Consider the following 22,516-nt stretch of genomic DNA (forward strand, 5'->3'; position numbering starts at 1 on the left):
TTTCCGGGGGCAACATGCGTAGATTTTACAGGATTGCTGCCATTGCGATACTGATCGGCGGGATTGCAGGCTGCGCCGGCCAGCCGGGCGCGTCGCCATCGCTCTATCAGCGCCTGGGCGGCGAGGCGGGCGTGCATGACATCGTCACGGATTTTTTGATCAACGTGGCTGATGATCCTCGTATCGTGGGCTATTTCGCCCATACCAACATCGATTACCTGGCGGGTTCGCTTGAGCAGTATCTCTGTGATATCAGCGATGGACCCTGCACCTACCAGGGGCCTTCCATGGCGCGAGCGCATCAGCATATGGGACTGACCGATGCCAGCTTCAATGCGCTGGTCGACAATCTGCAAAACGCCATGATGGCGCAGAATATCGACATCGGCGCGCGCAATGCGCTGCTGGGGCGACTGGCGCCAAAATACAGCGACGTCATGCGCGATCAGTAGGGCCCCCTTTTTCATGGCTTGTGATTTCATGGCCCCGAGTTTCAGAGAACCAGGTTTTACAGTGACAGCCGGCGTTTCGCGCTCAACAATACGGCTTCATTTTTTGAAAAGAATCGGCCATGAGCGCGACAGAAAAAACCACACTGGTACTGCTGCCCGGCTGGGTATTGGGGCCTCGCCCGCTAATGCCACTGGCCCAGGCCATTGAACGCTGCGATGACGGTATAGCTGTGCACTGCGCAAGCTATCCTCGAATAAAAAGCCATCGTCTTGATGAGTGGCTCGAAGCACTGGATGCACAGCTGCCCGATAACGTCTGGCTGGGAGGGTGGTCGATGGGCGGCATGCTGGCGACGGCGCTGGCCGAGCGGCGCGGCACGCGTACTCCGGGGTTGATCACGATGGGGGCAGCGGCGCGAGCGATGCCACTGGAGCAGGTGGGTTGGCGCCTGCCGCGGTCGGACGCCTGGCCCGCGTGGCTCGATCAGGGCCGACACGACGCCTGGCATCTGGGCAAACGCCTGTTAAAGACACTGCCTCGTGCCGGCACGAGGCAGTCGGCCATGGAACTGGCATTGCTGGGTGCCATGGATTTGCGTCAGACACTGTCACGACTGACCATGCCGCAACTGCATCTTTTTGGCGAACACGACATGCTGATTCCGGTACCGTCGAGGCAGGTCGTGGCAGAGCATCTGTCACCTGCCGGACAAATACAGATGATCCCTGACGCAGGACATGGTTTTGTGATCGATCAGGCGGAGCAAACGGCACAGGCCATCGTTGCCTTCATGAAGGCTGCTTCCTGGCTACCGTAATGCGCGTGGGAAAGGCCCGGTTGAGCGGCGAGGCACCCTGCAGAAACACGATCGCGTGATGACTTGATGGTTCACCACGCGAGGAAAAGGGATGGGCTGACGGTTCAGTGTTTAAATGCCAGTACTACGAGATCAGCGCTGCTGACGCGGTGGTGTACGGCCATTTTTGGTCGCCGTGCCCTTGTTTTGCTGAAAGCGGTTCCATACCTGTTGAGCGGTTTGTTTGGCCTTGCGACGGTTTTCCGGCTTGCGAAACCAGTTGGCAATCAATGCCCCTATCGCTCTTTTCATGACGGGTCCCTCCGTGGTTATCGGGATGTCTCCCTTTACAAGTATATGCAGTCATTGCCGAAAATATTCAATGTCTGCATCTGAAAAGCGGCTGAAGATTGAAGATCAGGACGGGTTTCATGAGTGCAGCCTCTTTTTAATGGCATATCCAATTATCATGTTCATGAAAGCTTGATGTTAAATGTTGTTTTTCTTTTGCTGTATTGATGCGATACCCATATCAGAAGCCTGAATAGTTACCTTTAACATCGAGGAGGGCCATTACAATGTTTCAATGGGTGGGAACGTCATGGGAATGGCTGGTAGCCAATGCGGCGGTCTTCAGCGGTGTAGGTACTGTGTCGATGGCCCTGATCTGGGCAGTCTATTTGCAGTTGATTCTTCATAATTTTCGTCAGGCAAAAAAGCCCGAGCTCATTATCAATCGCTTCAAGGGGCATGATTTTAATGCCCACTGTCTGCTCAGCAACATGAGTACCGGCACTGCCTTTATCGAAAGCGTGATTGTCCGGCTGCGACGCGGCGAGCATCTATACTATGGCGAGGTTACTGACCTGGGGAGCAATCTGAGTGGTGCCGACAAGGACGTTATCGAGCAGGAAAACCTGCGCTATGTCACGCGTCAGGGACCCATCAATCAGGGGGAGTGTCTGGATGCCGGCAGGTTTGGCCTTTTGATTCAGCGGGTTGCGGACCTTAACGAACTGGCACTTGATGACACGCTTCAGCCATGTGATGGGGAACCCTTTACTCAGATCGAAGTGCTGACCGTCAATATTTACGGTCGTCAGCGTCATCCGGTCGGCGCCTGTCGCTCGTTCAGAATTACCCGGGATCAACAGGGCGGTTATTTTCTGTCCCCTGAAAGACCCATGACAAAGCAGCTTCTTTCCCGTCGTGAGCGCCAAAATATTGAACAATGGAAGGCGTCATTGGGAAATCCCGACAACGCGGTATGATGAATCTGTATGACTGTGGTTTTTTGCACTAACGGGTCAGAATCAGTCGTTACATTTTATGTTGTTATGAACAAGTGACATATTGACGAAAGGCTGCGCCCGGTTCGACGCAACCAACAGGATGTCAAAAGCTTTTAAAGCGTCAGCGCCATGACCTCGGGATGATCGGCAGGCTTGCCCAGACTCAGCTCGGCGCGTTTTTCCGACAGGTTCATGACAATCGTAAAAAGCGTTTCCATACGCTCGCCTGCAGGGGTATCCGGGTTTTCACGGCGGTTGATGGCATCCGGCGCGCCCTGTTCATCGCTTAAGTGCGCCCGCAGTGATTCAAACGATGGTTCACTGTCTGCCACCAGCGCGCGCAGGCGTTCGAGTCGGGTGAACGAGTCCTCACGCGGAAAGTCCTCCAGCCCTGGCGGCAAATGTTTGGCGATCAGATGATTGGTATGACAGAGCCTGCCGTGGCGCGGGGTCATGGCGCTATCGCCCATCGGTGACACTTCCACACCGGCGGCCTGCCCGCTGCCATCGGCAATCAGAAAGTGCGCCGGTGAGGCCACGCCGACCTCATCGATCATGTCGAGCGCATGTTCAACACCATCGCTTTCCAGTACTCGGCGCAGCATGACGTGCACGGGCAGTTTTGGTTTGCAGATCTGCGAGCGCAGCGCATTGAGGCACACGCCTACGCCGTGCTCATTGAAGCCGATCTTGCCGATGATGCCGGCCTCGGTGACCATCGTAATGGCCGGCTTGTCCGGCGCTCGCAGGGTCAGGCAGATCAGGGCGTCGCGCTGCGAGGCCTTCCAGTCCCAGTTCTGGGCCAGCCACTGGGCACCGGTCCCGGTATCACGCTGGGAGAGCGCCGAGCAGCCGTCAGGCTGAATGGGGCCGCCGGCATGGGTGAGGGCGATTTCGCTGCGCGCATTGAGCACCAGCACATCCAGTGGGTCGATGTCGGCGCCCTGGGCGATCCCTGCCATTTCCTCCAGCAATTCGGGGCAGACATGCTCGATGGCTGCCTTGAAGCGTTCGGCTTCATAGCGCGCCGTATCCCAGTCAAGCCCGGCCATGTCCTGAAACATCTGACGATAGGTGGCAAGACTGATGGCAATTTCTGACGCCGCCTGTCGCCCATGTGCCTCACCGATTTCGAAATGGGTGCCTCGAACATCGATATGTTTGACCACGTCGCGCTCCTGTTGTTATCCGACCTGTTTCACTTCCAGCATGAGCCTCAGAAGTCGATCCGTCGAGTATCAGGCAAGGGTTGATGCGCGACACCGTATGGCAGGGAAGGGATGGTGGGATCCGTGGGACGCTGAAAGTGACCCATGGCACACAGGGCGCGGCGATGGTGTAATGCGCTCATGACCACATCCCTTGATATCCCGACGCTGCCGCTGAACGGGCGCCGCCTGATCGAAGCCGGCGCTGGCACCGGCAAGACCTTTACCCTGGCCGCCCTCTATGTGCGTCTGGTGCTCGGCCACGGCGGTGACGCTGCCTATCCGCGCCCTCTGATGCCGCCGGAGATTCTGGTGGTGACCTTCACCGAGGCCGCCACCGAGGAGCTGCGCGATCGTATTCGCGCGCGATTGCGCCAGGCCCGCGAGGTATTGCTGGGTCGGGCCGACAGCGATGCCGTGCTGGATCGGTTGCTCGACGATATCGAGGTGGATCACCGCGAACGGGCGGCATCGCGACTTGATGCTGCCGCGCGAGTGATGGATGACGCGGCCATCTTTACCATTCATGGGTTTTGCCAGCGCATGCTCAAGCGTCATGCCTTTGACAGCGGGGCGCTCTTTGCCAGCGAGCTGGTGCCTGACAGCAGTGCCTTGTTCAAGTCACTGGTAGAGGACTACTGGCGCCGTCAGTTCTATCGACAGTCCACGACGCGCCAGCGATTGCTGGCCCAGTGGTGGGAAACCCCCGATAAGCTGCAACAGGAGATCAGTCTGCTGCTGCACGGTGGGCGCCCTCGAGCCCTCATGCTGGGAGAAACACCGATTGATGCGCCAGCGACGCTGGATGACGCGCTGGGCCGGCTGGATCGGAGCCTGGCGCAGAGCGATGCCCAACTGGCCCGACTGCGTGAACTGTGGCAAACCGAAAGCGGCAATATTACGTCGCTGCTGCGAGAGGCCATCGAGGGTGGTTCTCTCAAGGCCAACATGTTCCGGCCGGCAGAGCTGGAAGCCCGTCTTGGCGCCTTGGAGCAGTGGATGACGGGCGAGCACGACACGCCCGACGAGACGCTTCGGGACTCAAAAGGACGACTGTGGTGTTCGCGTGCGCGTCTGGAAGACGGCGTCAAAAAAAATCATGCACCGCCTGAACACGTTTTTTTTGAAGCGCTGTCGCAGTTCGAGACGCTGATGGAGGGTCAGCGCGATCAGCAGAGCACCGTGCGCGCGCAGGTACTGGCTCACGCACGCGATGCGCTGGCGCAGGCGTTAAGCCAGGAAAAGCGTCGGCGTGGCATGTGGGATTTTGACGATCTACTCAACAGTCTGGATGACGCGCTGTCGGGGCCGGCCGGCCCAAGACTGGCCGAGCGCATTCGCCGCAATCTACCGGTGGCGATGATTGATGAGTTTCAGGATACCGACCCGGTTCAGTACCGCATTTTCTCTACCATCTATACTTCGCCGCAGCAGATGACGGGGCTGGCCCCGGGAGATAATGAGGCGCTTGAAACAGGTACGGCGGCGCTGGATACCTCTGACGTGCCTATCGCGCTTTTAATGATCGGCGACCCGCGCCAGGCCATTTATGGATTTCGGGGCGCCGATATCGAGACCTATCTGCAGGCGCGGCGTCATGTGGATCAGCGCTACACGCTGGATCGCAATTTTCGCTCGACTCAGGCGATGGTCAGCGCCGTCAATCAGCTGTTCGCCATCCAGGCCCCTTTTCAGCTGGAAGAGATTCCCTATGAAGCGGTCACGGCTCAGGGACGTGATGAGGTGTTCGTCGAGGCCGGGGAGCCGGTCGAGGCGCTGACCTGTTGGCATATGGGCGGTAACGAGTCGGTCAGGCGTGATGATTATCTCGAGACCATGGCGAGGGCCACCTGCGCCGATATCACCCGGCTGCTGGCCGGTGCGCATCGTGGAGAGACCGGTTTTCGCAGTGCTGAAGGGGCGTTCAGGGCACTCAAGCCAGCCGATATCGCCATTCTGGTGCGTACCGGTAGTGAGGCCATCCGGGTGCGCCAGAAGCTGCTGGAAGGCGGCGTCCGCTCGGTCTATCTGAGCCAGAAGACCTCGGTGTTCGAGTCGCGCGAGGCCTTTCACCTGCTCCAGCTGTTGGAAGCCTGTGCCCACCCACGCAATGACCGCTCCCTGCGAGCGGCACTGGCCACCCGGCTAATGAGTGATTCACTTGCGGAAGTGGCGCGTCTGGAAGCCGATGAGCTGGCCTGGGAAGCCATGGTAGAGCGCTTTGACGGTTACCATCGCCTCTGGCAGCGTCAGGGCGTGCTGCCAATGCTGCGCGCGATCATGCGCGATTTTGACGTGCCGGCAAGGCTTCTGGCGCAGTCCGACGGCGAGCGGGCGCTGACCGATGTGTTGCATCTGGGCGAGCTGGCGCAGACGGCCAGTGCCCGGCTTGATGGCGAGCAGGCACTGCTGCGCTGGTGGCATCAGTCGCTAGCCGGGCGCCATGACAGCGGTATGGACCCGCAGTCACTGATTCTGCGCCTGGAAAGCGACGATACCCTGGTGCGGGTCATCACCATTCACAAGTCCAAGGGGCTTGAATATCCGCTGGTGTATCTGCCCTTTATTGCCGACCACCGCGAGGTGGATAGCAAGAGCAGGACGCTGATGTTGAGCGATGAGGTTCACGGCGCATCGCTGATCATGCAGGTCAATGATGAGCAACGGGCGCGTGCCGACCGGGTACGCCTTCAGGAGGATCTGCGCCTGTTGTACGTGGCGTTGACCCGCGCCCGTTATCTGTGCCGGTTGGGGATAGGGCCCATTTACAAGGGCACCCCACGCAAGGATACGCCAAGCGGTGCCACGACTCTGGCCGGTGCGGCGCTCGGGGTACTACTGTGCCAGCACGGTGGGGTTGCGTCACTGGATGCCACGGCATTGCGCGAAGTGCTTGAGTCTCTGGTAACGCCGGGCAGTATCGCTTTGAGTGCGCCGCCAACCATGACCGGGCAGCAGATGCTGGCGCCGCATGATCCATCGAAGGTGGGCCGTGCGCGCCGGTTTGAAGGACGAATCGATCGCGACTGGTGGGTGGCTTCCTATACGGCGCTGGTCGAAGGCGCGCGCCAGCCCGGCGACATGACCACTCAGGCACGTGAGACGATGCTGGATGCCCAGGGGGCGGGGCTTGATCTGGAAGTGCTGACGGAAACCAGTCCCATCCCGCTGCCGCCGGTACGACGTCTGCTCGATTTTCCACGCGGCCCGCGCGCGGGCACCTTTTTGCATGCGCTGCTGGAAAATATCGACCCTGATCGCCTGAGCGAACTGGCAGTGCCGGGGTCAGGCTATCGTGAAGAGCTTTATCGCCTGATTCGCCAGCGCGTGCAGCGCGCCAACCTGGACCCACACTGGGTGGAAGTGCTGCATGACTGGTGCTGCGCGGTACTGACAGCGCCGCTGCATCCGGCCCTGCCGGGGCTGTCTCTGGAGAGGCTGGCGGGCTGGCGCACCGAGCTCGAATTCTGGCTGCCGGCCCGCGGCATCGGCAGTCGGCGGCTGGATACCCTGATTTGCCAGTACGAGTCGCTGCCGGGAATGCGCGCAGAGCTGGCACCCAGAACGCTTGCCGGGATGCTCAAGGGCTACATCGATCTGGTGATCGAGCACGATGGGCGCTTTTACGTGATCGACTGGAAGTCCAATCATCTGGGCGACACCCTTGAGGCCTATGATCAGGCCGCCATGATGGCTTCGGTGGTCTCGCATCGTTATGACGTGCAGTACGTTATCTATACCCTGGCTCTCCACCGCCACCTGCGAAGTCGACTGCCGGACTATGATTACGATCAACACCTTGGCGGCGTGCTCTATCTCTTTTTGCGCGGCATGACGGCGGAAGGCGGCCGAGGCGTGTTATATCGCAAGCCGGCCCGCGAGCTGATCGAGCAGCTCGATGACCTGCTGGCACAGGGCGAGCAGGTACGGGATAGCGCGTCTTTTGACACCCGGGCGGCTGGTGCTGCAGGAGAGATATCATGACGCGCCGGGACAAAAGCCTCGATAGTGGGCAGTTCTCCCTTTTTGATGACCCCTCACAGACGCCGGAAGCCGACGGTCCGCTGGAAGAACCCTCTTCATTTGAGGCTCCGCAGATATCCCTGGAAAGGGGGGGTGATGCGCACTTTATCGCAGATCAGCTGGAACGCTGGGTCGAAACAGGTTGGCTGCGCGCACTGGATGCCCATCTGGCCCGCTTTGTGAGCGACCGCGATCCGCAGGGCGATCCGCTGGTAATGTTAAGCGCGGCCCTGGTCAGCCACCAGCTGGGTCGCGGGCATATCTTCCTGGATCTCGAGCATGCCCTGCGTGAGCCTGATGCGGTGCTTTCCCTGCCGCCCCATGACATGCAGGTATCCAATGAGGCGGCAGAGATTGTCACGCCCGGCACACTGCTCTCGAGCATGGGCGTTCACCACGTCGACCTCTGGCGCTCGCGCCTTCGTACGTCCGGTGTGTTGGGCCAGGGAGAAGGGGATGAGCATTCCCGGCCGCTGGTGCTGGAGGATCAAAGGCTTTACCTGCGCCGCTTCTGGCAGCATGAATGCAGCGTTGTGGCGCGCCTTCAACGCTTGATGGCACGCACCGGCAGCGTCAGCGACGAGATGATGGCGCGTCTGGACACCCTCTTTGGTAATCCGGAGGCAGCCTCTGCGCCTGACTGGCAGAAAGTGGCCTGCGCCATGGCCCTGCGCAACCGTCTGACCGTCATTTCCGGTGGGCCCGGTACCGGCAAGACCACCACCGTGACACGGCTTCTGGCATTGCTGCAGGAAAGCGCTCTGAACGAACAGGGGCGTGCGCTGATCGTGCATCTGGCCGCGCCGACCGGCAAGGCGGCCGCTCGACTGTCACAGTCACTGGGGAGTGCCGTGGCGGCGCTGGCGGTTTCCGAGACGGTTCGCGCCTCCCTGCCGCGTGAGGCCACCACGCTTCATCGCCTGCTGGGGGTTCAGCGGGACAGCCGACATTTTCGCCACCATGGCGATCATCCGCTGGCGCTGGATGTGCTGGTCGTCGATGAGGCGTCCATGGTGGATCTGGAGCTGATGGCCTCACTGTTGGCGGCGCTGCCTTCCCATGCGCGGCTGATCCTGCTGGGGGATCGTGATCAGCTGGCCTCGGTGGAAGCCGGCGCCGTATTGGGGGATCTTTGTGAAGGCGCTGAGCAGGGGCAATGCAGCGACACGGTACGCAGGCTGATGGAACGGGCGGCCGGGCAGCCCTTGCCGCTGTCAGGCGCGGCCCCCTCCGTACTGGCCGATCACGTGGTCGTGCTCAAAAAGAGCTACCGCTTTCATGAGCATTCCGGCATTGGTGCCCTTGCCCGCGCCGTTAATCGCGGCAGTCTGGAAGAGATTCGGCACTGCTGGCAGGCCGGCTTCAAGGACATCGATTTCCAGCCGGTCAAGGAACATGGCGGCACACTGCTAAGGCGAGCCGTCAGTGGCTATCGCGAAGCCCTCAGGGCCATCGGCAATGGCGCAGGGCCGGAAGAAGTGTTGGGTCTTTTCTCGCGCTTTCAGGTGCTTTGTGCCCTGCGCCGTGGGCCATGGGGCGTTGAAGGGCTCAATGACGCCATCGTTGAGGCGCTGTTTCGAGAGAAGCTGGTGGGCGGTACGCGCGGCTGGTACGCCGGACGCCCGGTGATGGTCACCCGCAACGATCCACAGCTTGGGCTGTATAATGGCGACATTGGCATTGCGATGTTTGTACCCGAAGAAGACATCCAGCATGACCGGGCGTCGGGGCGACTGCGCGTCTTCTTTCCGCATCCTTCGGGGCAGGGCGTTCGTGCGGTATTGCCCGGGAGACTGGGTGGTGTCGAAACGGCCTTTGCCATGACCGTTCACAAGTCTCAAGGGTCCGAATTTGATCGAATCCTGCTGGTATTGCCTGATCGACCCAATCCGATCATGACCCGGGAACTGGTGTATACCGGTATTACGCGAGCGAAATCACACTGTCTGATCATGACGGCCTTTGCCGGTGCCATTGAAAGTGCCGCCCTGCGGCAGACATGGCGAGCCTCCGGCGTGGGCAAGCGCCTTGGTGTGCCAGCGTCCACAGGGTAACGAGACTGTCGACGCTGTCAGTGATGACAAAGGCGAACCAGAAGCCGGTCGCGCACCACGGCCGGACAGGTCGTCAGATAGCGACAAAGCAGATCTCGGGGCAGGGCGTTCATGTCGGCCAGCCGGGTATTGTGAACACGCAGATAATCACTTGCTGACATGACAACATCTCCTCTCTGGATGATCGGCATGTGCTGATGGCGGTACGCCGCCATGTGGCGGTTTGAGCGACCATGCGATGGTTTAAAATCTTGTACATTATCGGTACAAGACTCTGTGGCTCGCCAGTCAATGGTCATGAATTTTCACAATCACAAAGCGCCGGATTTCTGCACACTTTTTTTAAAGCCCGCTTGTAAAGGGGTTCAGGCCGCAGGTCCATCATTTCATGCGGCTTTTCAGAACTCGGCAGTGTGTCTGAAAAACTTGTACAATGCTGTGCTTATAAAGGCGTGCCATAAATGCATGACACCGCTTTCGAGAGGCAAGGCTGACTGCAGGGTCACTATTGCCAGAATTTTGATCAGCAACGTACCGGGATGACAGGGGATTTATGGCAGCAGCGACACTTTCCAGAGCGCAGGCCTGGGAACATGTATTGCGTGCTCGTCGGTTTGACTGGCAGCGTGGCTTATCGTATCAGGACGGTCCGATGTCAATAACGGTCGGCGGAGAGTGGCACTGCAGTGAAGGCGTTGAGGTTGAGGATGCCGCCTCACAGCTGCTGGATATCATGCTGCCGTTGGTTGCCCACGCCACGCCTCTGGTCATGGCACAGCTGGGGCAAAGCCTTGACGGTCGTATTGCCACGGAATGCGGGGCGTCCTATTACGTCACGGGGCAGGAAGGGCTTGTCCATCTGCATGCTCTGCGGGCGGTGGTTGATGCGGTGGTGGCCGGCGCCGGTACCGTGGCCATGGACGATCCACGACTGACCGTGCGACATGTCACCGGTGATCATCCTGTTCGGGTCGTGCTGGACCCGAGGGGTCGAGTCCCTGAGCATCGCTTTGTTTTTGAAGATGACAGCGCCCCCACACTGCATCTGGTGGGGCATGCGCATGTGGCGCGCTGGCAGGACTGTCACGAGCGCCATGGGCATGATGTCAGCGTCTGCGGACTTGAAGTGGCAGAGGATGGCGTCGACCCCCGCGCGGTGATCGATCTTCTGGGCCGTCAAGGGCTGGCCCGCGTGCTGGTGGAAGGCGGTGGCATGACCATTTCCCGGTTTTTACAAAGGGGGTGTCTGGACCGTCTGCACAGCATGGTCACCCCGATGATTATCGGTTCTGGCAGGCCCACGCTGACACTGCCGGTGATTGAGTGCCTGAGTCAGGCGATGCGACCGTCCGCGCGCCACTACACGCTGGGTGATGATGTGCTTTTTGATCTGGATTTTACAACTGTTGCAGAAACAGGCATTAATTAACCTTTCTTTTTCTGGCCTTCAATGACTAGTTCTCTGGGAAAATGCTAAAGTCCCCCCGCCATTGAATGGAGCCTGAAAATGAGTGTGAAAGGGTTGGTATCGGTGCTGTTCTGTGTGTTGCTGGTGGCGTCAGGCATCTGGCTGACGCTTGATCAGGCACAGCAGGAACGACAGTGGAACCTTCAAAAGGATGCCGCCAACGGCGTCATTCCCGGAGAGCTTCCCGGTGATGAAGCCACTGCCGGCACCGGCGAGCAGAGCAGCGAAGACGACAACAGCGGCATCGTCAACATGTTGCCCTGAGCCTATTTGGGGGGCTGCCTTTGTATTGTGTGTCGTCCTGCCAGAAGAACCACGGCGCCCGGCAGACTGGATATCAGTATGACGGCACCATAGGTCATTGAAATGGCCACCCCCTGCTGAGCAGAAAACCCCGCCAGTATCCAGATTAGCGCCGCGGCACTTTCCCTGATTCCCCAGCCGGCCACCGATAATGGAATGGCCATGGCCATCAGCACCGGCGGTGTCAGTGCCAGCAGAGTTGTCGTTGGTAATGGCTCTCCCAGCGCTCTGGCACAGCAGACAAAGACCAGCATGTAGCTCAGGACAATGGCCAGCGAACCGAGCAACTGACGCAGCCACAGACGTCGATTCCAAAGCCCGCGCCGTAAATCCCGCCGCAGGGTACCCAGCCATTTCGGCGGGTGCCGATAGACCCACACGCCCATCAGCAATAAAGTCGGTAGTGTGATGTAGAGCAGGGCATAAGGCACGTTGGTGTGCGCATCCAGCATTAGATTGGCCTGACTGAATCGCTCGATCAGGCCATGACGCAGCGGCGTAAAGACAAGCAATGTGATAACGGCCACCAGTAATAGTGCCGCCTGCCCTGAGGCGCGTTCAATAATGACTGCCCGCAGAGCGGCGCCATAGGACACGTCCCGGATACCGTGTCGCCAGGCGCGGCCCAGATCCCCTGTTACGCCACCTGGCAGGATCTGATTGAGAAAGGTCGATAGATAATATTCGCTGATGGCGGTGGGCAGGGAGAGTGACATCCCCATGTGACGGGCGGTCAGTTGCCATCGCCAGGCAGACAGCATGATCTGGGGAATCGAAATCAGCAGGGCCAGAGTCAGCCATCCCGGAGAAAGATCCTCCATTCGCGTCAGCAGCGCGCTAATATCTACCAGCCATACCACACTGGCCAGAATGACCAGGGTGAGCATCCATCGCACCAGCGAAGACGTCAACACCTGCCGATAGCCGCGTCTGTTGGCCGACGGTTGAGAAGGCTTTTGGGCCTTCATGTCATCCCGGGCGAGTCGGGAATGGCGAGAAGATCGGTGTGTCCCACCCTGACCTTGAGACGTCCATGGGCAATATGCTGCTGGCGGCTTTCATGCCACTGCATCAAGGCCTTTCGCTGGTCGGGGGCCTGCTCCAGCGCGGCGTCAAGCCAGCCCTGAACCAGTGCCTGCGCCAGCAGTGCCTCTTCGGGATGACGACAGTCCAACTGCCAGGGGGCATCTGCCGTTGTGGCCTGATAGCCGGCGTTTTCCAGCAGCGTCCTTGCCACCCCTGGTGCGTGCGTACCCAGCGCGCCGTTGAACCCCTTGTCGCGCTGTTGGTGGGCCTTGATCAGCTGCTGTACGTGTCGATCCATCTCGAGCAGTGCGGTATTGCCATCGTCATGGTCAATCAGCGCGTTGTCCCCGTTGATGCTCATGGCCAGCCAGACAGCGCACTGATGCGAAGCGCACTGTTTAATCAGTGTTGCAAGCCACGGCTCGGAGACCAGGTCGAGCAGGGCAGAGGCCGTCACGATGTCTGCCCCTGCCAGCATGTCCCCGGTCAGGGCCTGATCCAGACGGGAGAGATCACGCTGCAGGCATGTCAGCTCATCAATATGATCATGACGGGGGCTGCCATCGCCGCCGACATGGGCCAGCAGGCTGGCATCCTGATCGATCAGACTCCAGTGCTGATGCGGTGGCAAACGGGGCGCGAGATAGCGCAGATTGTTGCCGCTGCCACAGCCCAGATCCAGAAGCGTCAAGGGGCCCTGATGCGCACGCGATGTCAGCCAGTGACGACATGCTGTACTTAGCGGCTGAACGTCGCGGGCCCTATGATCGGCTGTCTCGCGCAGGGCCAGCCACGATGAGCTGAAATCACTGTGCGCGGCCATACCGTTGGGAGGCGATGGGTGGGTCATCGACGGTGACTCCGATCAAAAGGTAGGGGTGGCATGCAGGCGCTTCAGGCAGGCCAGAAAGTGCTCGGCGGCCCCTGGCCAGTCATTGAGGGTCTGGCGTGCCTCGAGTGCTCCCTGGTGCAGCGTCTGATATTGCGCGCTTCGCGTGGTGCCATCTTCAAACAGCATCGCGCGCAGCGCATCACGCAGGGCCGGTGCATCACCGGGTGGAACATGAAGGCCGGCACTGGCCGGCAGGGTGTCGGCCAGGGCACCGCCAGTAGTCGTCAGTACCGGCAGACCATGGGCCAGCGCCTCGGTAATCACCATGCCATAGCCTTCGTAGAAGGAGGGAAGAACAAACAGATCGCTTTGCTGCCAGTACGTTTCAAGTGCCTCGGGAGGCAGCGCACCATGGAGGGTCACGCGCTGTTCGAGCTGATGCTCGACCATCAAATCGCGAAGCCTTGCGGTATAGCACTCGTCGCGCGAATCATCACCGATCAGGTGACAGTGCCAGTCGTGTGCCTTGAGATCCGCCAGTGCCTCGAGCAGCAGATGCTGTCCCTTGCGCGGGATCAGGGTGGCAATACAGAGCAGTTGTGGCGTGTCGTTGTCTGCAGCAGCCACCGGCACCGGCGTAATGCCGGGTTCGATCACGCTGATGCGTGACGCCTCGATGCCCAGCTCGATCAGACGCCGCCGGGTGAAGGCGCTGGTGACGATGATGCCGGCGGGGGACTGCAACGCCCGGCATTCAAGCTTCAAAAGTGTTTCTCGCTGGTGGTCTTCAAGACCGGTTTCATCGCCCAGCGGATGATGAACAAGGGCCACCAGCGTCAGGCGATGCGCATGCACTTCCAGTACTTCGGGCATGGCGCTGGCGGCCAGACCGTCGACCACGACCAGACTGCGATCGGTACAGCTGCCCAGGGCACGCTGCAGCGACTCGCGGGCGATATCATCCGGCCAGGGAAAACGCCCGTCCAGCCCGATGACCTCGACGGCAATGCCGAGCTTGCGCAGTGCCTCAACGATACGCCTGTCGTAGATATAGCCGCCGGTCAGCTGATCCGGTCGACCGGCCACGATCAGGGTCAGGCGGCGAAGGGAGCTCTCAACGGTCATAGTGTCCCTTCGTAGCTGGCCCAGGCGATATGGGATTCGTGCAGGGTCACGCTGAGCGCCGTCAGCCCCTTGCCGGTCTCGCCGAGCTGATCGGCTTCAATCGAGGCAGCCATGCGGTCAAAAATGACGCGGGCCATGAATTCGGTGGTGGTATTGCGCCCCTTGAACTCCTCGATCTCATCAAGATTTTGCATGTTGATATCGCTCAGGACATCCGACAGCGTCTGGCTGGCCAGGCCGATATCGACGATCAGGTCATCCTGATCCAGATCCGGACGCTTGAAGGTGACATCCACGATGTAGGTGGCGCCATGAAGTTTCTGGGCCGGGCCAAAGATCTGGCCGTTAAAGCTGTGGGCGATCATGACGTGATCGCGAACGGTAAGGCTGTACATGGCAATACTCCGGAAAGGGTAACGACTTCAAAAACGGTAGCGAATGCGGTGACACAGGGCGCCGGGCCGAGTGGTAATTCGGGCCATGGTGTCGGGCAGGTCTTCAAAGGCGCTTTCTGCATCGATAAGGACGTCGAGCCGGTCATCTTCAAGCAATGACAGCGCCTGCATCATGCGCTCACCATGGGTGCGCCGCGCTGAACGTGCAGGGGAAACGGTGCCAACCTGGCTTGCGCGCAGCGTCAGCCGTCGGGAGTGAAAGGCCTCACCCAGCGGCAGGCTGACCGCCTGCGCACCAAACCAGCTCATTTCAATAATGGTCGCTTCCTGACCGGCCAGAGACAACGCCTGCTGCAGCCCATTTTGGCTGCCGCTGGCATGAATGACGAGATCGCATTCCCCCTGCGCCCGTTCAGGTGTCGAAAAATCGATATCCAGTGCCCGGGCCAGCGTCTCGCGCGAGTCGTCGATATCGATCAGCTCGACCCGGGTGCCCGGAATATTGCAGCACAGCCAGGCCATGAGCGAGCCAACAACGCCGGCCCCGATGACGGCGATGCGATCGCCAATGCGGGGCGCGGCGTCCCACAGACCATTAAGCGCCGTCTCCATATTGGCGGCCAGCACGGCGCGCTCGGGCGGCAGGGCGTCAGGCAGGGGCATGGCCATGGAGGCCGGGACGACGTAGTGATCCTGATGGGGATGCAGGCAAAATACGTAGTGGCCCTTGAGGTTGCTCGGGCCTTCTTCAACCATGCCCACACTGGAATAACCATATTGAACCGGGGCCGGAAATTCCCCTTGCTGGAAAGGGGCGCGCATGCGTGCATGTTCGCTTTCGGGCACTCTGCCATGAAAGACCAGTGTTTCGGTACCCCGGCTAATGGCGCTGTAACAGGTTCGAACCCTGACGTCATCAGGTCCGGGCGTCGCCAGCGGCTGTGTTCGAATGGCGCCCTGACCGGGTGCTTCGACCCAGAAGGCGCGGGCTGTGTTTTCCGAGCTCATTCATGACCTTGTGCGTTGTGAAAAAGACACCGTGTCGCCAAAAGCGCGCCGGATAGTATAGACCCTGTCCATGGATTCGCCGTGTCATGCAAACCTTAAGCCTGTCCGTTTTTGTCGAGCGGTCTGCGTTACAACCGGTCATCAGACGCTATTCTGATAACATGGTTTATCATACCGGTGTGCGGTTTTCCTGCCGTATGATGACATTCTGATGAAGTTTTAATGCTTTTTTGAGGTCGTATTGGAAGCGATTCATCAGGGATGCCGGCTGACAGTGAGGGTTCTGACATGAGTGAACAACGGATCGTCATGCACCCGCCTGCGTTGCCAGCATCCAGCGTGCTCAGGGAGCTTCTGGTCGGAGGCATCGGCCTGATGCTGCTGGTGGCCCTGTTGCATACCTTGTACATGGCCCCGGCGTTACTGTATCCCGGCGCTGGTGGCGTATATCTGATACTGATCGGGATCATGATGTATAGCTGGCCCACAGGTCAGCAACGTCTGGGCTGGGCCAATCGCATCACGCTGATGCGGGCGGTGTTGATTGTGCTGTTAACGGCCATGCTGCCGTTGCCGGCGTTCATCAATGAACACCACATGATGGTGTTTTCCGTGGCCCTGACCGCACTGGCGCTTGACGGCGTGGACGGCTGGGTGGCACGACACACACGCACCGAAAGCCGTTTCGGTGCACGTCTGGATATGGAACTCGATGCCTTTTTTATCCTGATGCTGTGCCTGATGCTGGTCATTCAGGGCAAGGCGGGCCTGTGGATCATGGCCATCGGTGCCATGCGCTATCTGTTCGTGGCTGCCGCCCGGGTGTGGCCCTGGCTCAAGAGCGAGCTGCCGGTCAGCTATCGACGCAAGACGATCTGTGTCTGGCAGGTCAGTACCCTGATGACGTGCCTGCTGCCCTGGGTGACCACGCCATGGTCGAACCTGGCACTGGCACTGGCGCTGCTGCTTCTGGTGATCTCCTTTGCCATGGACATCGTTTACCTTTACAGGTGGGCTGCTTCTCGACAAGGCTGTACTTTTGACAGGGGCCGCCGATAACGATCTGGTTAGCCATGACTTTCCTGAAACGCTTTGATGAGTATTCGTATGGCTCGTGATGCCTTTGTACTGGCGGGAGAGAAGGTGCTTCCCGGCCAGCGTCGCCAGATCGATGTACCGGTCGCCCGCCTTTATACCCACACGCCACTCAATATCCCGGTCGAGGTGGTTCACGGCCGCCGGGAAGGGCCTGTCATGCTGGTCTGCGGTGCCATTCATGGCGACGAGATCAACGGCGTGGAGATCGTCCGTCGGGTGCTCAAGACGCGTTCCCTGTCACGGCTGCGCGGCACGTTGATTGCCGTACCGATCGTGAATGTATTCGGTTTTGTACAGCACAGTCGTTATCTGCCGGATCGCCGGGACCTGAATCGCTGCTTTCCCGGCAGTGAATCCGGGTCTCTGGGGTCCCGTATTGCGGCGCTTTTTCGCGAACAGGTCGTGGATCTGGCCACGCATATTCTGGATCTGCATACCGGTGCCATTCATCGCACCAACCTGCCCCAGATTCGCGCTCAGCTGGAGCGCAACGAACAGACCCGCGACATGGCCGATGCCTTCGGTGCTCCGGTAATTCTCAATGCTGAATTGCGCGGTGGCAGTCTGCGTGAATACGCCGAGCGTCGCGGTATTCCGGTGCTGACCTATGAGGCAGGAGAGGCGCTGCGTTTTGATGACTGGGCCATCAGTGCCGGTGTGCGCGGCGTATTACGCGTCATGCGGCTGCTGGACATGCTGCCGGCCGGTCGCGGCAGCAAGGTACCGGCCTCTGAAGTGGCACGCAGTTCGAGCTGGGCGCGTGCACCCATCGATGGCGTGCTGCGTCCACGCGTTCGACTCGGGGCGCGTGTGGTCAAGGGCGAACGGCTGGGGATCGTGGCCGGCCCATTTGGTAACGAGGAGGGGGATGTGCTGGCATCCAGTGACGGCATTGTCATCGGCATGAGCAATCTGCCACTGGTCAATGAAGGCGAAGCAGTCTTTCATATCGCCCGTTTTCACGAAATCGAGGATGCAGAGCAGGCTGTTGAAGCCTGGCAGGCGCGAGTCGAGTAGTCGCATGGATCCTGACGCCGAAGCGTCAGGATATGCTGCCGACACAGCCTCAGGCCGCACCGGGGATGGGCGCATCCATTGATACCAGTCCCTCGTTCCAGAGGGTTTGCCACAGGGCATTGGGAATGGCAGTGGTCATCAGCGCCTGATTTTCGGCAATGCGCTCGGGTCGGGTGGTGCCTGGAATCACGGCGGCCACGGCACGCGGTGCAGCACTGAACTGCAGCGCCACGGCGCGAATATCGACCCCGAAACGCTCGCAGATGTCGCGCAGCCGTCGGGTGCGCTCACGCACCTCATCGGAGGCTTTTTTGTAGTCATAGTGATCACCGCCGGCCAGAATGCCCGAATTATAGGCCCCACCGATGACCAGACGTGCGCCGCGGTGGTCGCATTCCGGCAGCAGGGTGTCCAGTGCGCCTTCATGGTCGAGCAGCGAATAGCGCCCGGCGAGCAAAAAGCCGTCGGGGTCGGCCCTTTCAAGCGCGCGCGTACAGGCTTCCACACGGTTGACCCCCAGCCCCCAGGCGCGAATCACGCCTTCCTCGCGCAGTCGCGTTAGCGCACGTGCGGCACCGTTCATGGCCTGATCATGCACTTCTTCCCAGTGCTCACCATGGGCATCAGCCGCGCAGTCATGGATCCAGGCAATATCGATGCGATCCATGTTCAGGCGTTCAAGGCTTTCTTCAATGGAGCGCAGAGTCCCGGATTCTGAATAGTCATACGCCACCTTGTTGGTGCGCCCGTGAGCAAAGATGCCCTGCTTGGGCTCCTGCTCATCAAGAATCAGTCGCCCCACCTTGGTAGACACCACATACGTCCCCCGGGGTTCGTCGGCCAGGGCTTCCCCCAGACGCATCTCCGAAAGGCCGGCACCGTACTGCGGCGCGGTATCGAAATAGCGAATACCGGCGTCCCATGCCGTGCGAAGCGTCTCGATGGCACGCGTATCCGGCACTTCCTCAAACATGTTGCCCAGAGGTGCTGTGCCCAGTCCCATTTTGCCTGGCAGTTCAAAACGCATGGCGCCTCCTTGACGGTCATGATGTGCCCGGGACTGTCCCGGGCGGTAGATCAAGTATGGCCAGGGTGGCTGAAAGGACAAATCGGAAAGGCTGCCAGTAGCTCGGTGCCGGGGCGAAAAGAGGCAGGGCCGTGATTGATGTGTCAGTCAGTCCGGCATGTGCGCCGGCAGTTCGCGTTCGGCGTCGATATCGTTCACCAGGGCGAGTGCCTGATCGAAAACGTCGATGCCGGCATCCGGACGGTGAGCGGTTTCGGATAGATAGCGACGAAAACGGCGACCCCCGCGGCAACCGGTAAAGAGACCGAGCAGGTGACGCGTGATGTGATTGAGCCTTACGCCCGATTCAAGACGCGATATCAGGTAGGGTCGAAAGGCCTGCATGGCGTCGTGCCTGGTCGGTGGCGTGGTCTCCTCACCGAAGATATCGCGGTCGACATGCGCCAGTAAAAACGGATTCTGATAGGCCTCACGACCGACCATGACGCTGTCGACATGCTCAAGCTCGCGCTGACAGTCGCTGATGGTCTTGAGGCCACCATTGAGACCGATATGCAGTTCGGGATGAGCCGTTTTGAGACGATGCACGCGTGGATAGTTCAGCGGCGGCACGTCACGGTTCTGTTTGGGAGAGAGTCCCTCGAGCCAGGCCTTGCGGGCATGCACGGTGAAGGTCGTACAGCCGGCGGCAGCGACGGTATCAATAAAGCGCGCCAGATCCTCATCCTCGTCCTGATCGTCGATGCCGATACGACACTTGACCGTGACCGGAATCGAGACGGCTGCCTGCATGGCTGACACACAGCGTGCCACCAGCTCGGGATGCCCCATCAGGCAGGCACCGATCATGTTGTTTTGCACGCGATCACTCGGGCAGCCGACGTTCAGGTTGACCTCCTGATAACCCCAGCTTTCGGCAATGGCGGCACATTCGGCCAGCGCTGCCGGGTCACTGCCGCCCAGCTGCAGGGCCAGCGGATATTCCAGAGCGTCATGGCCGAGAAAGCGCTCGCGCGGCGTGCCGTGCAAAATGGCACCGGTGGTGACCATCTCGGTATAGAGCAGGGCGCGTTTGGTCAGGGTGCGTGCGAATGCTCGCTGATCACGGGGCGTCCAATCCATCATTGGGGCAATGGAAAAACGACGCGCGGCGTCAGCGGCGTGAAACGAAGTGGTGGCAGGCATGACAGATGTTTTCCGGCGTTACGGGTCGGTCTGGAGACAGGACGTTATTTTCTCACAGCCCCGGCCATTCGCCCAATCAGGACGATGGCGTCTCACTGGAAATGGCGTCCTGGATCTGTCGACACCATGCTATGCCCTGTTGTCTCAAATGCGCCTGATTGCGCTCGGGGATACGTTCGGGATGCGGGAAACGCGCCAGTGCGGCTTCGAGGCTGGTTTCGCGCAACAGATGAAACAGCGGGAAGGGGGAGCGGTTGGTGTAATCCGCGGGGTCTTCCTGGCCGGGCGAGGCCTGACTGTCCCCAAACAGATAGTCAGGGTGGAAGCTTGCCAGCTGATAGACGCCTTCATAACCTTCGCTGATCATGAGTCGCTCGGCCATGTCGAGCTTGTCCAGGAAGGTGAAGAAATCCTCGGCGCCGGGCGTGAGCACCAGCAGCGTGGTTTCCATGTCCTGATGATCATCAAGATATTCGCATTCTTCGATCACGGCCATGAGCAGGGCAGCATCATCAGCGCCGTCCAGCTGGCGGTAGCGAATACGCTCTCGTTCAAACTCGGCAGCGGCAAACGGGCACAGGTCCTGCGCCATGACCCAGTCTCTGACCCAGCGTCGGGTGGTCTCCAGGGGATGTGTTGTCACGATAGGCTCTTTTTAAAAAGGAAAAGGGCCAACAGTGTGTCGGCCCCGTAACACTATACCAGTCACCAGTCTCGACAGGCACCGAATCAATCTCTATAAGCATCGGCCACGATGAGCATGATGCAACACACCAGATCGCATGACGGGCACATACTGCCAGCCATCAGGCTATTGAACCTGGCCTTCAAGCGTAATGGGCATGCGGTCATCGGCGGTTTCAGCTTCAGAGCCCATCATTTCATCATGTGCGACGCTGTGCTTGAAGTAGATCGGAACGTCTTTCATGCCGCCGATATCACGCAGCAGGGTCTTGGCGGCGTTGAGAGACTGAGGCGTCAGGATGGTGCCGTCTTCATTAAGCAGCGTGTCGACCTCGCCCTGAGTCGTGATATGCAGGGTAAAGATATCGCCCTCCATCGACTCGATGACAATTTCATCAAGCTGGCCGGCGTGTGCCTTTTCAGTCAGTTCGTTGAGTTTCATCTGCCTCTCCATGGCCTCCATCATCAATAAGCCTTTTCAATGTAGCCTGTCTATGCGGAAAGCCACGTTGATCCAGGGTTAAAAATTGTCATGAGGCGCTAGAGGCCGATACCGCACTGCAGCCCCAGACGCTATGATCGATGTCATATTCATATGCCTGATGACCGGGAGACATTTAAATGAGTGACAAGAGTCCGCCATTGGAAGATTTAAAGGGCAAGGTCAAGGAGGCGTGGGGAACGCTGGGTGGTGATGAGAAACTCAGCGATGAGGGCGAGATCCAGCAGCTGGCTGCCCGACTCGAGAAAGAGCAGGGGCTCTCTGCAAAAGAGGCCCAGCGTCAGGCCGAAAAGACGCTGCACGGCCAACGCTGAGATGTCAGGATATTTTTTAACGCCTCAGAGCCTGTTCACATATCAAAGCCTGTGAAGCTCGTCATTGTGTGACGTATCCAGTGGTTTGAAATGCTCATCCACCAGCTGCAGCGTGGTGTTGCTTTCCATCAGCAGATAGATGGGCTCATGCTCTTCGTCGCCGCGAGCAGGGTGTAACACATAGACTGTGCCGCCGCCGGGCACGGCATTGCCACTGATGACCTTCCAGTTCCCCTTGCGCTTTTGTGTCTGGCCATCTGCGGGGCCACCCTGCGGCGTCTCTGTCAGGGTGTAGACACCACCGGCACTGTCCGTGCTGAAGTTCAGGGCCACCTCGGTATCGATGCCGTCGCAGTTGTCACACGGCAGGGAGCCACCATAGATCTGATTGGTGCCGGAACTGCGCTGTGACGAACTGGTCGCCGGGTTTTCATCGCCTGTATCACAGCCCGTCACCAAAAACCCTAGAAGCGTTGCTGTCAGCGCCAGTGCGCTAAAACGTGTCAAAGTCATGCCCTCACTGTTATGAAACCTTTTGTCCTGCGCAGGCGACCATGAACCCATGCCATGGCTCTGTCGTGAAGCCTAAACGATCCGCTCTGTCATGTCTCTTGTGAGGAATTCGTCGCCTGGCCGGGCCAACATAATGTCTATTGCTTCTCGACTATGGTCCAGGAACTATTGTTGTTCACTACGTTCAAGGCGA

General features: G+C 59.5%; 24 protein-coding genes. 10 read left to right on the forward strand and 14 right to left on the reverse strand.

Annotation, left to right across the window (positions count from 1 at the left end; genetic code table 11):
* Positions 1 to 14 precede the first annotated feature (14 nt).
* Positions 15 to 452: a group 1 truncated hemoglobin gene (locus tag Q0931_RS06165; RefSeq protein ID WP_299258336.1), complete on the forward strand. Its 438-nt coding sequence runs from the start codon at positions 15 to 17 to the stop codon at positions 450 to 452.
* 119 nt (positions 453 to 571) lie between these two features.
* Positions 572 to 1,270 carry an alpha/beta hydrolase gene (locus Q0931_RS06170; RefSeq protein WP_299258338.1) on the forward strand — a complete coding sequence of 233 codons (699 nt, stop codon included), beginning with the start codon at positions 572 to 574 and terminating at the stop codon, positions 1,268 to 1,270.
* Positions 1,271 to 1,402: 132 nt separating this feature from the next.
* Here Q0931_RS06170 and Q0931_RS06175 read toward each other — a convergent pair whose 3' ends face one another.
* The gene (locus tag Q0931_RS06175; RefSeq protein WP_299258340.1) at positions 1,403 to 1,561 is read right to left on the reverse strand and encodes a hypothetical protein; all 159 of its coding nucleotides are present in this window, start codon (positions 1,559 to 1,561) and stop codon (positions 1,403 to 1,405) included.
* Positions 1,562 to 1,827: 266 nt separating this feature from the next.
* On the opposite strand from Q0931_RS06175, the gene Q0931_RS06180 reads away from it, so the two are divergent.
* Entirely contained in the window at positions 1,828 to 2,520 is a 693-nt protein-coding gene (locus Q0931_RS06180; RefSeq protein WP_299258342.1) for a hypothetical protein, read from the forward strand.
* A 134-nt stretch (positions 2,521 to 2,654) separates the two neighbouring features.
* On the opposite strand, the gene Q0931_RS06185 is transcribed toward Q0931_RS06180, so the two are convergent.
* Both Q0931_RS06185 and Q0931_RS06190 read right to left on the reverse strand, forming a co-directional pair.
* Entirely contained in the window at positions 2,655 to 3,710 is a 1,056-nt protein-coding gene (locus Q0931_RS06185) for a C45 family peptidase (protein ID WP_299258344.1), read from the reverse strand.
* 47 nt (positions 3,711 to 3,757) lie between these two features.
* Complete coding sequence (locus Q0931_RS06190; protein WP_299258346.1) at positions 3,758 to 3,892, reverse strand: hypothetical protein; 135 nt, start codon at positions 3,890 to 3,892, stop codon at positions 3,758 to 3,760.
* On the opposite strand from Q0931_RS06190, the gene recB reads away from it, so the two are divergent.
* A complete protein-coding gene (gene recB / locus Q0931_RS06195; RefSeq protein WP_299258348.1) occupies positions 3,891 to 7,733 on the forward strand; it encodes an exodeoxyribonuclease V subunit beta in 3,843 nt (1,280 codons plus the stop codon). The two genes, Q0931_RS06190 and recB, sit on opposite strands and share 2 nt — an antisense overlap.
* On the forward strand, positions 7,730 to 9,826 hold the full coding sequence (gene recD / locus Q0931_RS06200; RefSeq protein ID WP_299258350.1) for an exodeoxyribonuclease V subunit alpha: 2,097 nt from the start codon (positions 7,730 to 7,732) through the stop codon (positions 9,824 to 9,826). The genes recB and recD overlap by 4 nt, the downstream gene beginning before the upstream one ends.
* 17 nt (positions 9,827 to 9,843) lie before the next feature.
* On the opposite strand, the gene Q0931_RS06205 is transcribed toward recD, so the two are convergent.
* A complete protein-coding gene (locus tag Q0931_RS06205) occupies positions 9,844 to 9,987 on the reverse strand; it encodes a hypothetical protein (RefSeq protein ID WP_299258352.1) in 144 nt (47 codons plus the stop codon).
* A gap of 491 nt (positions 9,988 to 10,478) precedes the next feature.
* Between Q0931_RS06205 and Q0931_RS06210 the strand changes: the two genes are divergently transcribed.
* A complete protein-coding gene (locus Q0931_RS06210) occupies positions 10,479 to 11,255 on the forward strand; it encodes a RibD family protein (RefSeq protein WP_299258354.1) in 777 nt (258 codons plus the stop codon).
* A gap of 78 nt (positions 11,256 to 11,333) precedes the next feature.
* Positions 11,334 to 11,558, forward strand: coding sequence for a hypothetical protein (locus tag Q0931_RS06215; RefSeq protein WP_299258356.1), 225 nt, complete (start codon positions 11,334 to 11,336; stop codon positions 11,556 to 11,558).
* Between the two features lie 2 nt (positions 11,559 to 11,560).
* Here the strand turns inward: Q0931_RS06215 and Q0931_RS06220 are convergent, their stop codons facing one another.
* The 5 genes from Q0931_RS06220 to Q0931_RS06240 form a co-directional block, all read right to left on the reverse strand.
* On the reverse strand, positions 11,561 to 12,484 hold the full coding sequence (locus Q0931_RS06220; protein WP_299258359.1) for a lysylphosphatidylglycerol synthase transmembrane domain-containing protein: 924 nt from the start codon (positions 12,482 to 12,484) through the stop codon (positions 11,561 to 11,563).
* Positions 12,485 to 12,561: 77 nt separating this feature from the next.
* A complete protein-coding gene (locus Q0931_RS06225; RefSeq protein ID WP_299258361.1) occupies positions 12,562 to 13,473 on the reverse strand; it encodes a methyltransferase domain-containing protein in 912 nt (303 codons plus the stop codon).
* Between the two features lie 15 nt (positions 13,474 to 13,488).
* Positions 13,489 to 14,580 (reverse strand): glycosyltransferase family 4 protein, encoded by a 1,092-nt coding sequence (locus Q0931_RS06230; protein ID WP_299258363.1) that lies wholly within the window; start codon positions 14,578 to 14,580, stop codon positions 13,489 to 13,491.
* Positions 14,577 to 14,975: a 6-carboxytetrahydropterin synthase gene (locus Q0931_RS06235; protein WP_299258365.1), complete on the reverse strand. Its 399-nt coding sequence runs from the start codon at positions 14,973 to 14,975 to the stop codon at positions 14,577 to 14,579. Before Q0931_RS06235 ends, Q0931_RS06230 begins: the two co-directional genes overlap by 4 nt.
* A 27-nt stretch (positions 14,976 to 15,002) precedes the next feature.
* Positions 15,003 to 15,983, reverse strand: coding sequence for a zinc-binding alcohol dehydrogenase (locus Q0931_RS06240; RefSeq protein WP_299258367.1), 981 nt, complete (start codon positions 15,981 to 15,983; stop codon positions 15,003 to 15,005).
* A 288-nt stretch (positions 15,984 to 16,271) separates the two neighbouring features.
* On the opposite strand from Q0931_RS06240, the gene Q0931_RS06245 reads away from it, so the two are divergent.
* Both Q0931_RS06245 and Q0931_RS06250 read left to right on the forward strand, forming a co-directional pair.
* A complete protein-coding gene (locus Q0931_RS06245) occupies positions 16,272 to 17,042 on the forward strand; it encodes a CDP-alcohol phosphatidyltransferase family protein (RefSeq protein WP_299258369.1) in 771 nt (256 codons plus the stop codon).
* A 48-nt stretch (positions 17,043 to 17,090) separates the two neighbouring features.
* Positions 17,091 to 18,098: a succinylglutamate desuccinylase/aspartoacylase family protein gene (locus Q0931_RS06250; protein WP_108842316.1), complete on the forward strand. Its 1,008-nt coding sequence runs from the start codon at positions 17,091 to 17,093 to the stop codon at positions 18,096 to 18,098.
* A 49-nt stretch (positions 18,099 to 18,147) separates the two neighbouring features.
* Here Q0931_RS06250 and Q0931_RS06255 read toward each other — a convergent pair whose 3' ends face one another.
* The 4 genes from Q0931_RS06255 to Q0931_RS06270 form a co-directional block, all read right to left on the reverse strand.
* Positions 18,148 to 19,125 carry an aldo/keto reductase gene (locus Q0931_RS06255; protein WP_299258371.1) on the reverse strand — a complete coding sequence of 326 codons (978 nt, stop codon included), beginning with the start codon at positions 19,123 to 19,125 and terminating at the stop codon, positions 18,148 to 18,150.
* Between the two features lie 147 nt (positions 19,126 to 19,272).
* Entirely contained in the window at positions 19,273 to 20,310 is a 1,038-nt protein-coding gene (gene dusA, locus Q0931_RS06260; RefSeq protein ID WP_299258373.1) for a tRNA dihydrouridine(20/20a) synthase DusA, read from the reverse strand.
* Between the two features lie 76 nt (positions 20,311 to 20,386).
* A complete protein-coding gene (locus Q0931_RS06265; protein ID WP_299258375.1) occupies positions 20,387 to 20,953 on the reverse strand; it encodes a DUF1415 domain-containing protein in 567 nt (188 codons plus the stop codon).
* A 168-nt stretch (positions 20,954 to 21,121) separates the two neighbouring features.
* Entirely contained in the window at positions 21,122 to 21,436 is a 315-nt protein-coding gene (locus Q0931_RS06270) for a DUF6482 family protein (protein WP_299258377.1), read from the reverse strand.
* A gap of 179 nt (positions 21,437 to 21,615) precedes the next feature.
* Here Q0931_RS06270 and Q0931_RS06275 point away from each other — a divergent pair, with 179 nt between their 5' ends.
* Positions 21,616 to 21,810 carry a CsbD family protein gene (locus tag Q0931_RS06275; protein ID WP_299258379.1) on the forward strand — a complete coding sequence of 65 codons (195 nt, stop codon included), beginning with the start codon at positions 21,616 to 21,618 and terminating at the stop codon, positions 21,808 to 21,810.
* A 42-nt stretch (positions 21,811 to 21,852) separates the two neighbouring features.
* Here Q0931_RS06275 and Q0931_RS06280 read toward each other — a convergent pair whose 3' ends face one another.
* Positions 21,853 to 22,323, reverse strand: a complete 471-nt coding sequence (locus Q0931_RS06280; RefSeq protein WP_299258381.1) for a copper resistance protein NlpE N-terminal domain-containing protein — start codon at positions 22,321 to 22,323, stop codon at positions 21,853 to 21,855.
* Positions 22,324 to 22,516: the final 193 nt, after the last annotated feature.

The organism is uncultured Kushneria sp., assembly GCF_947497025.1.
In the GTDB taxonomy this organism is placed as follows: Bacteria; Pseudomonadota; Gammaproteobacteria; order Pseudomonadales; family Halomonadaceae; genus Kushneria.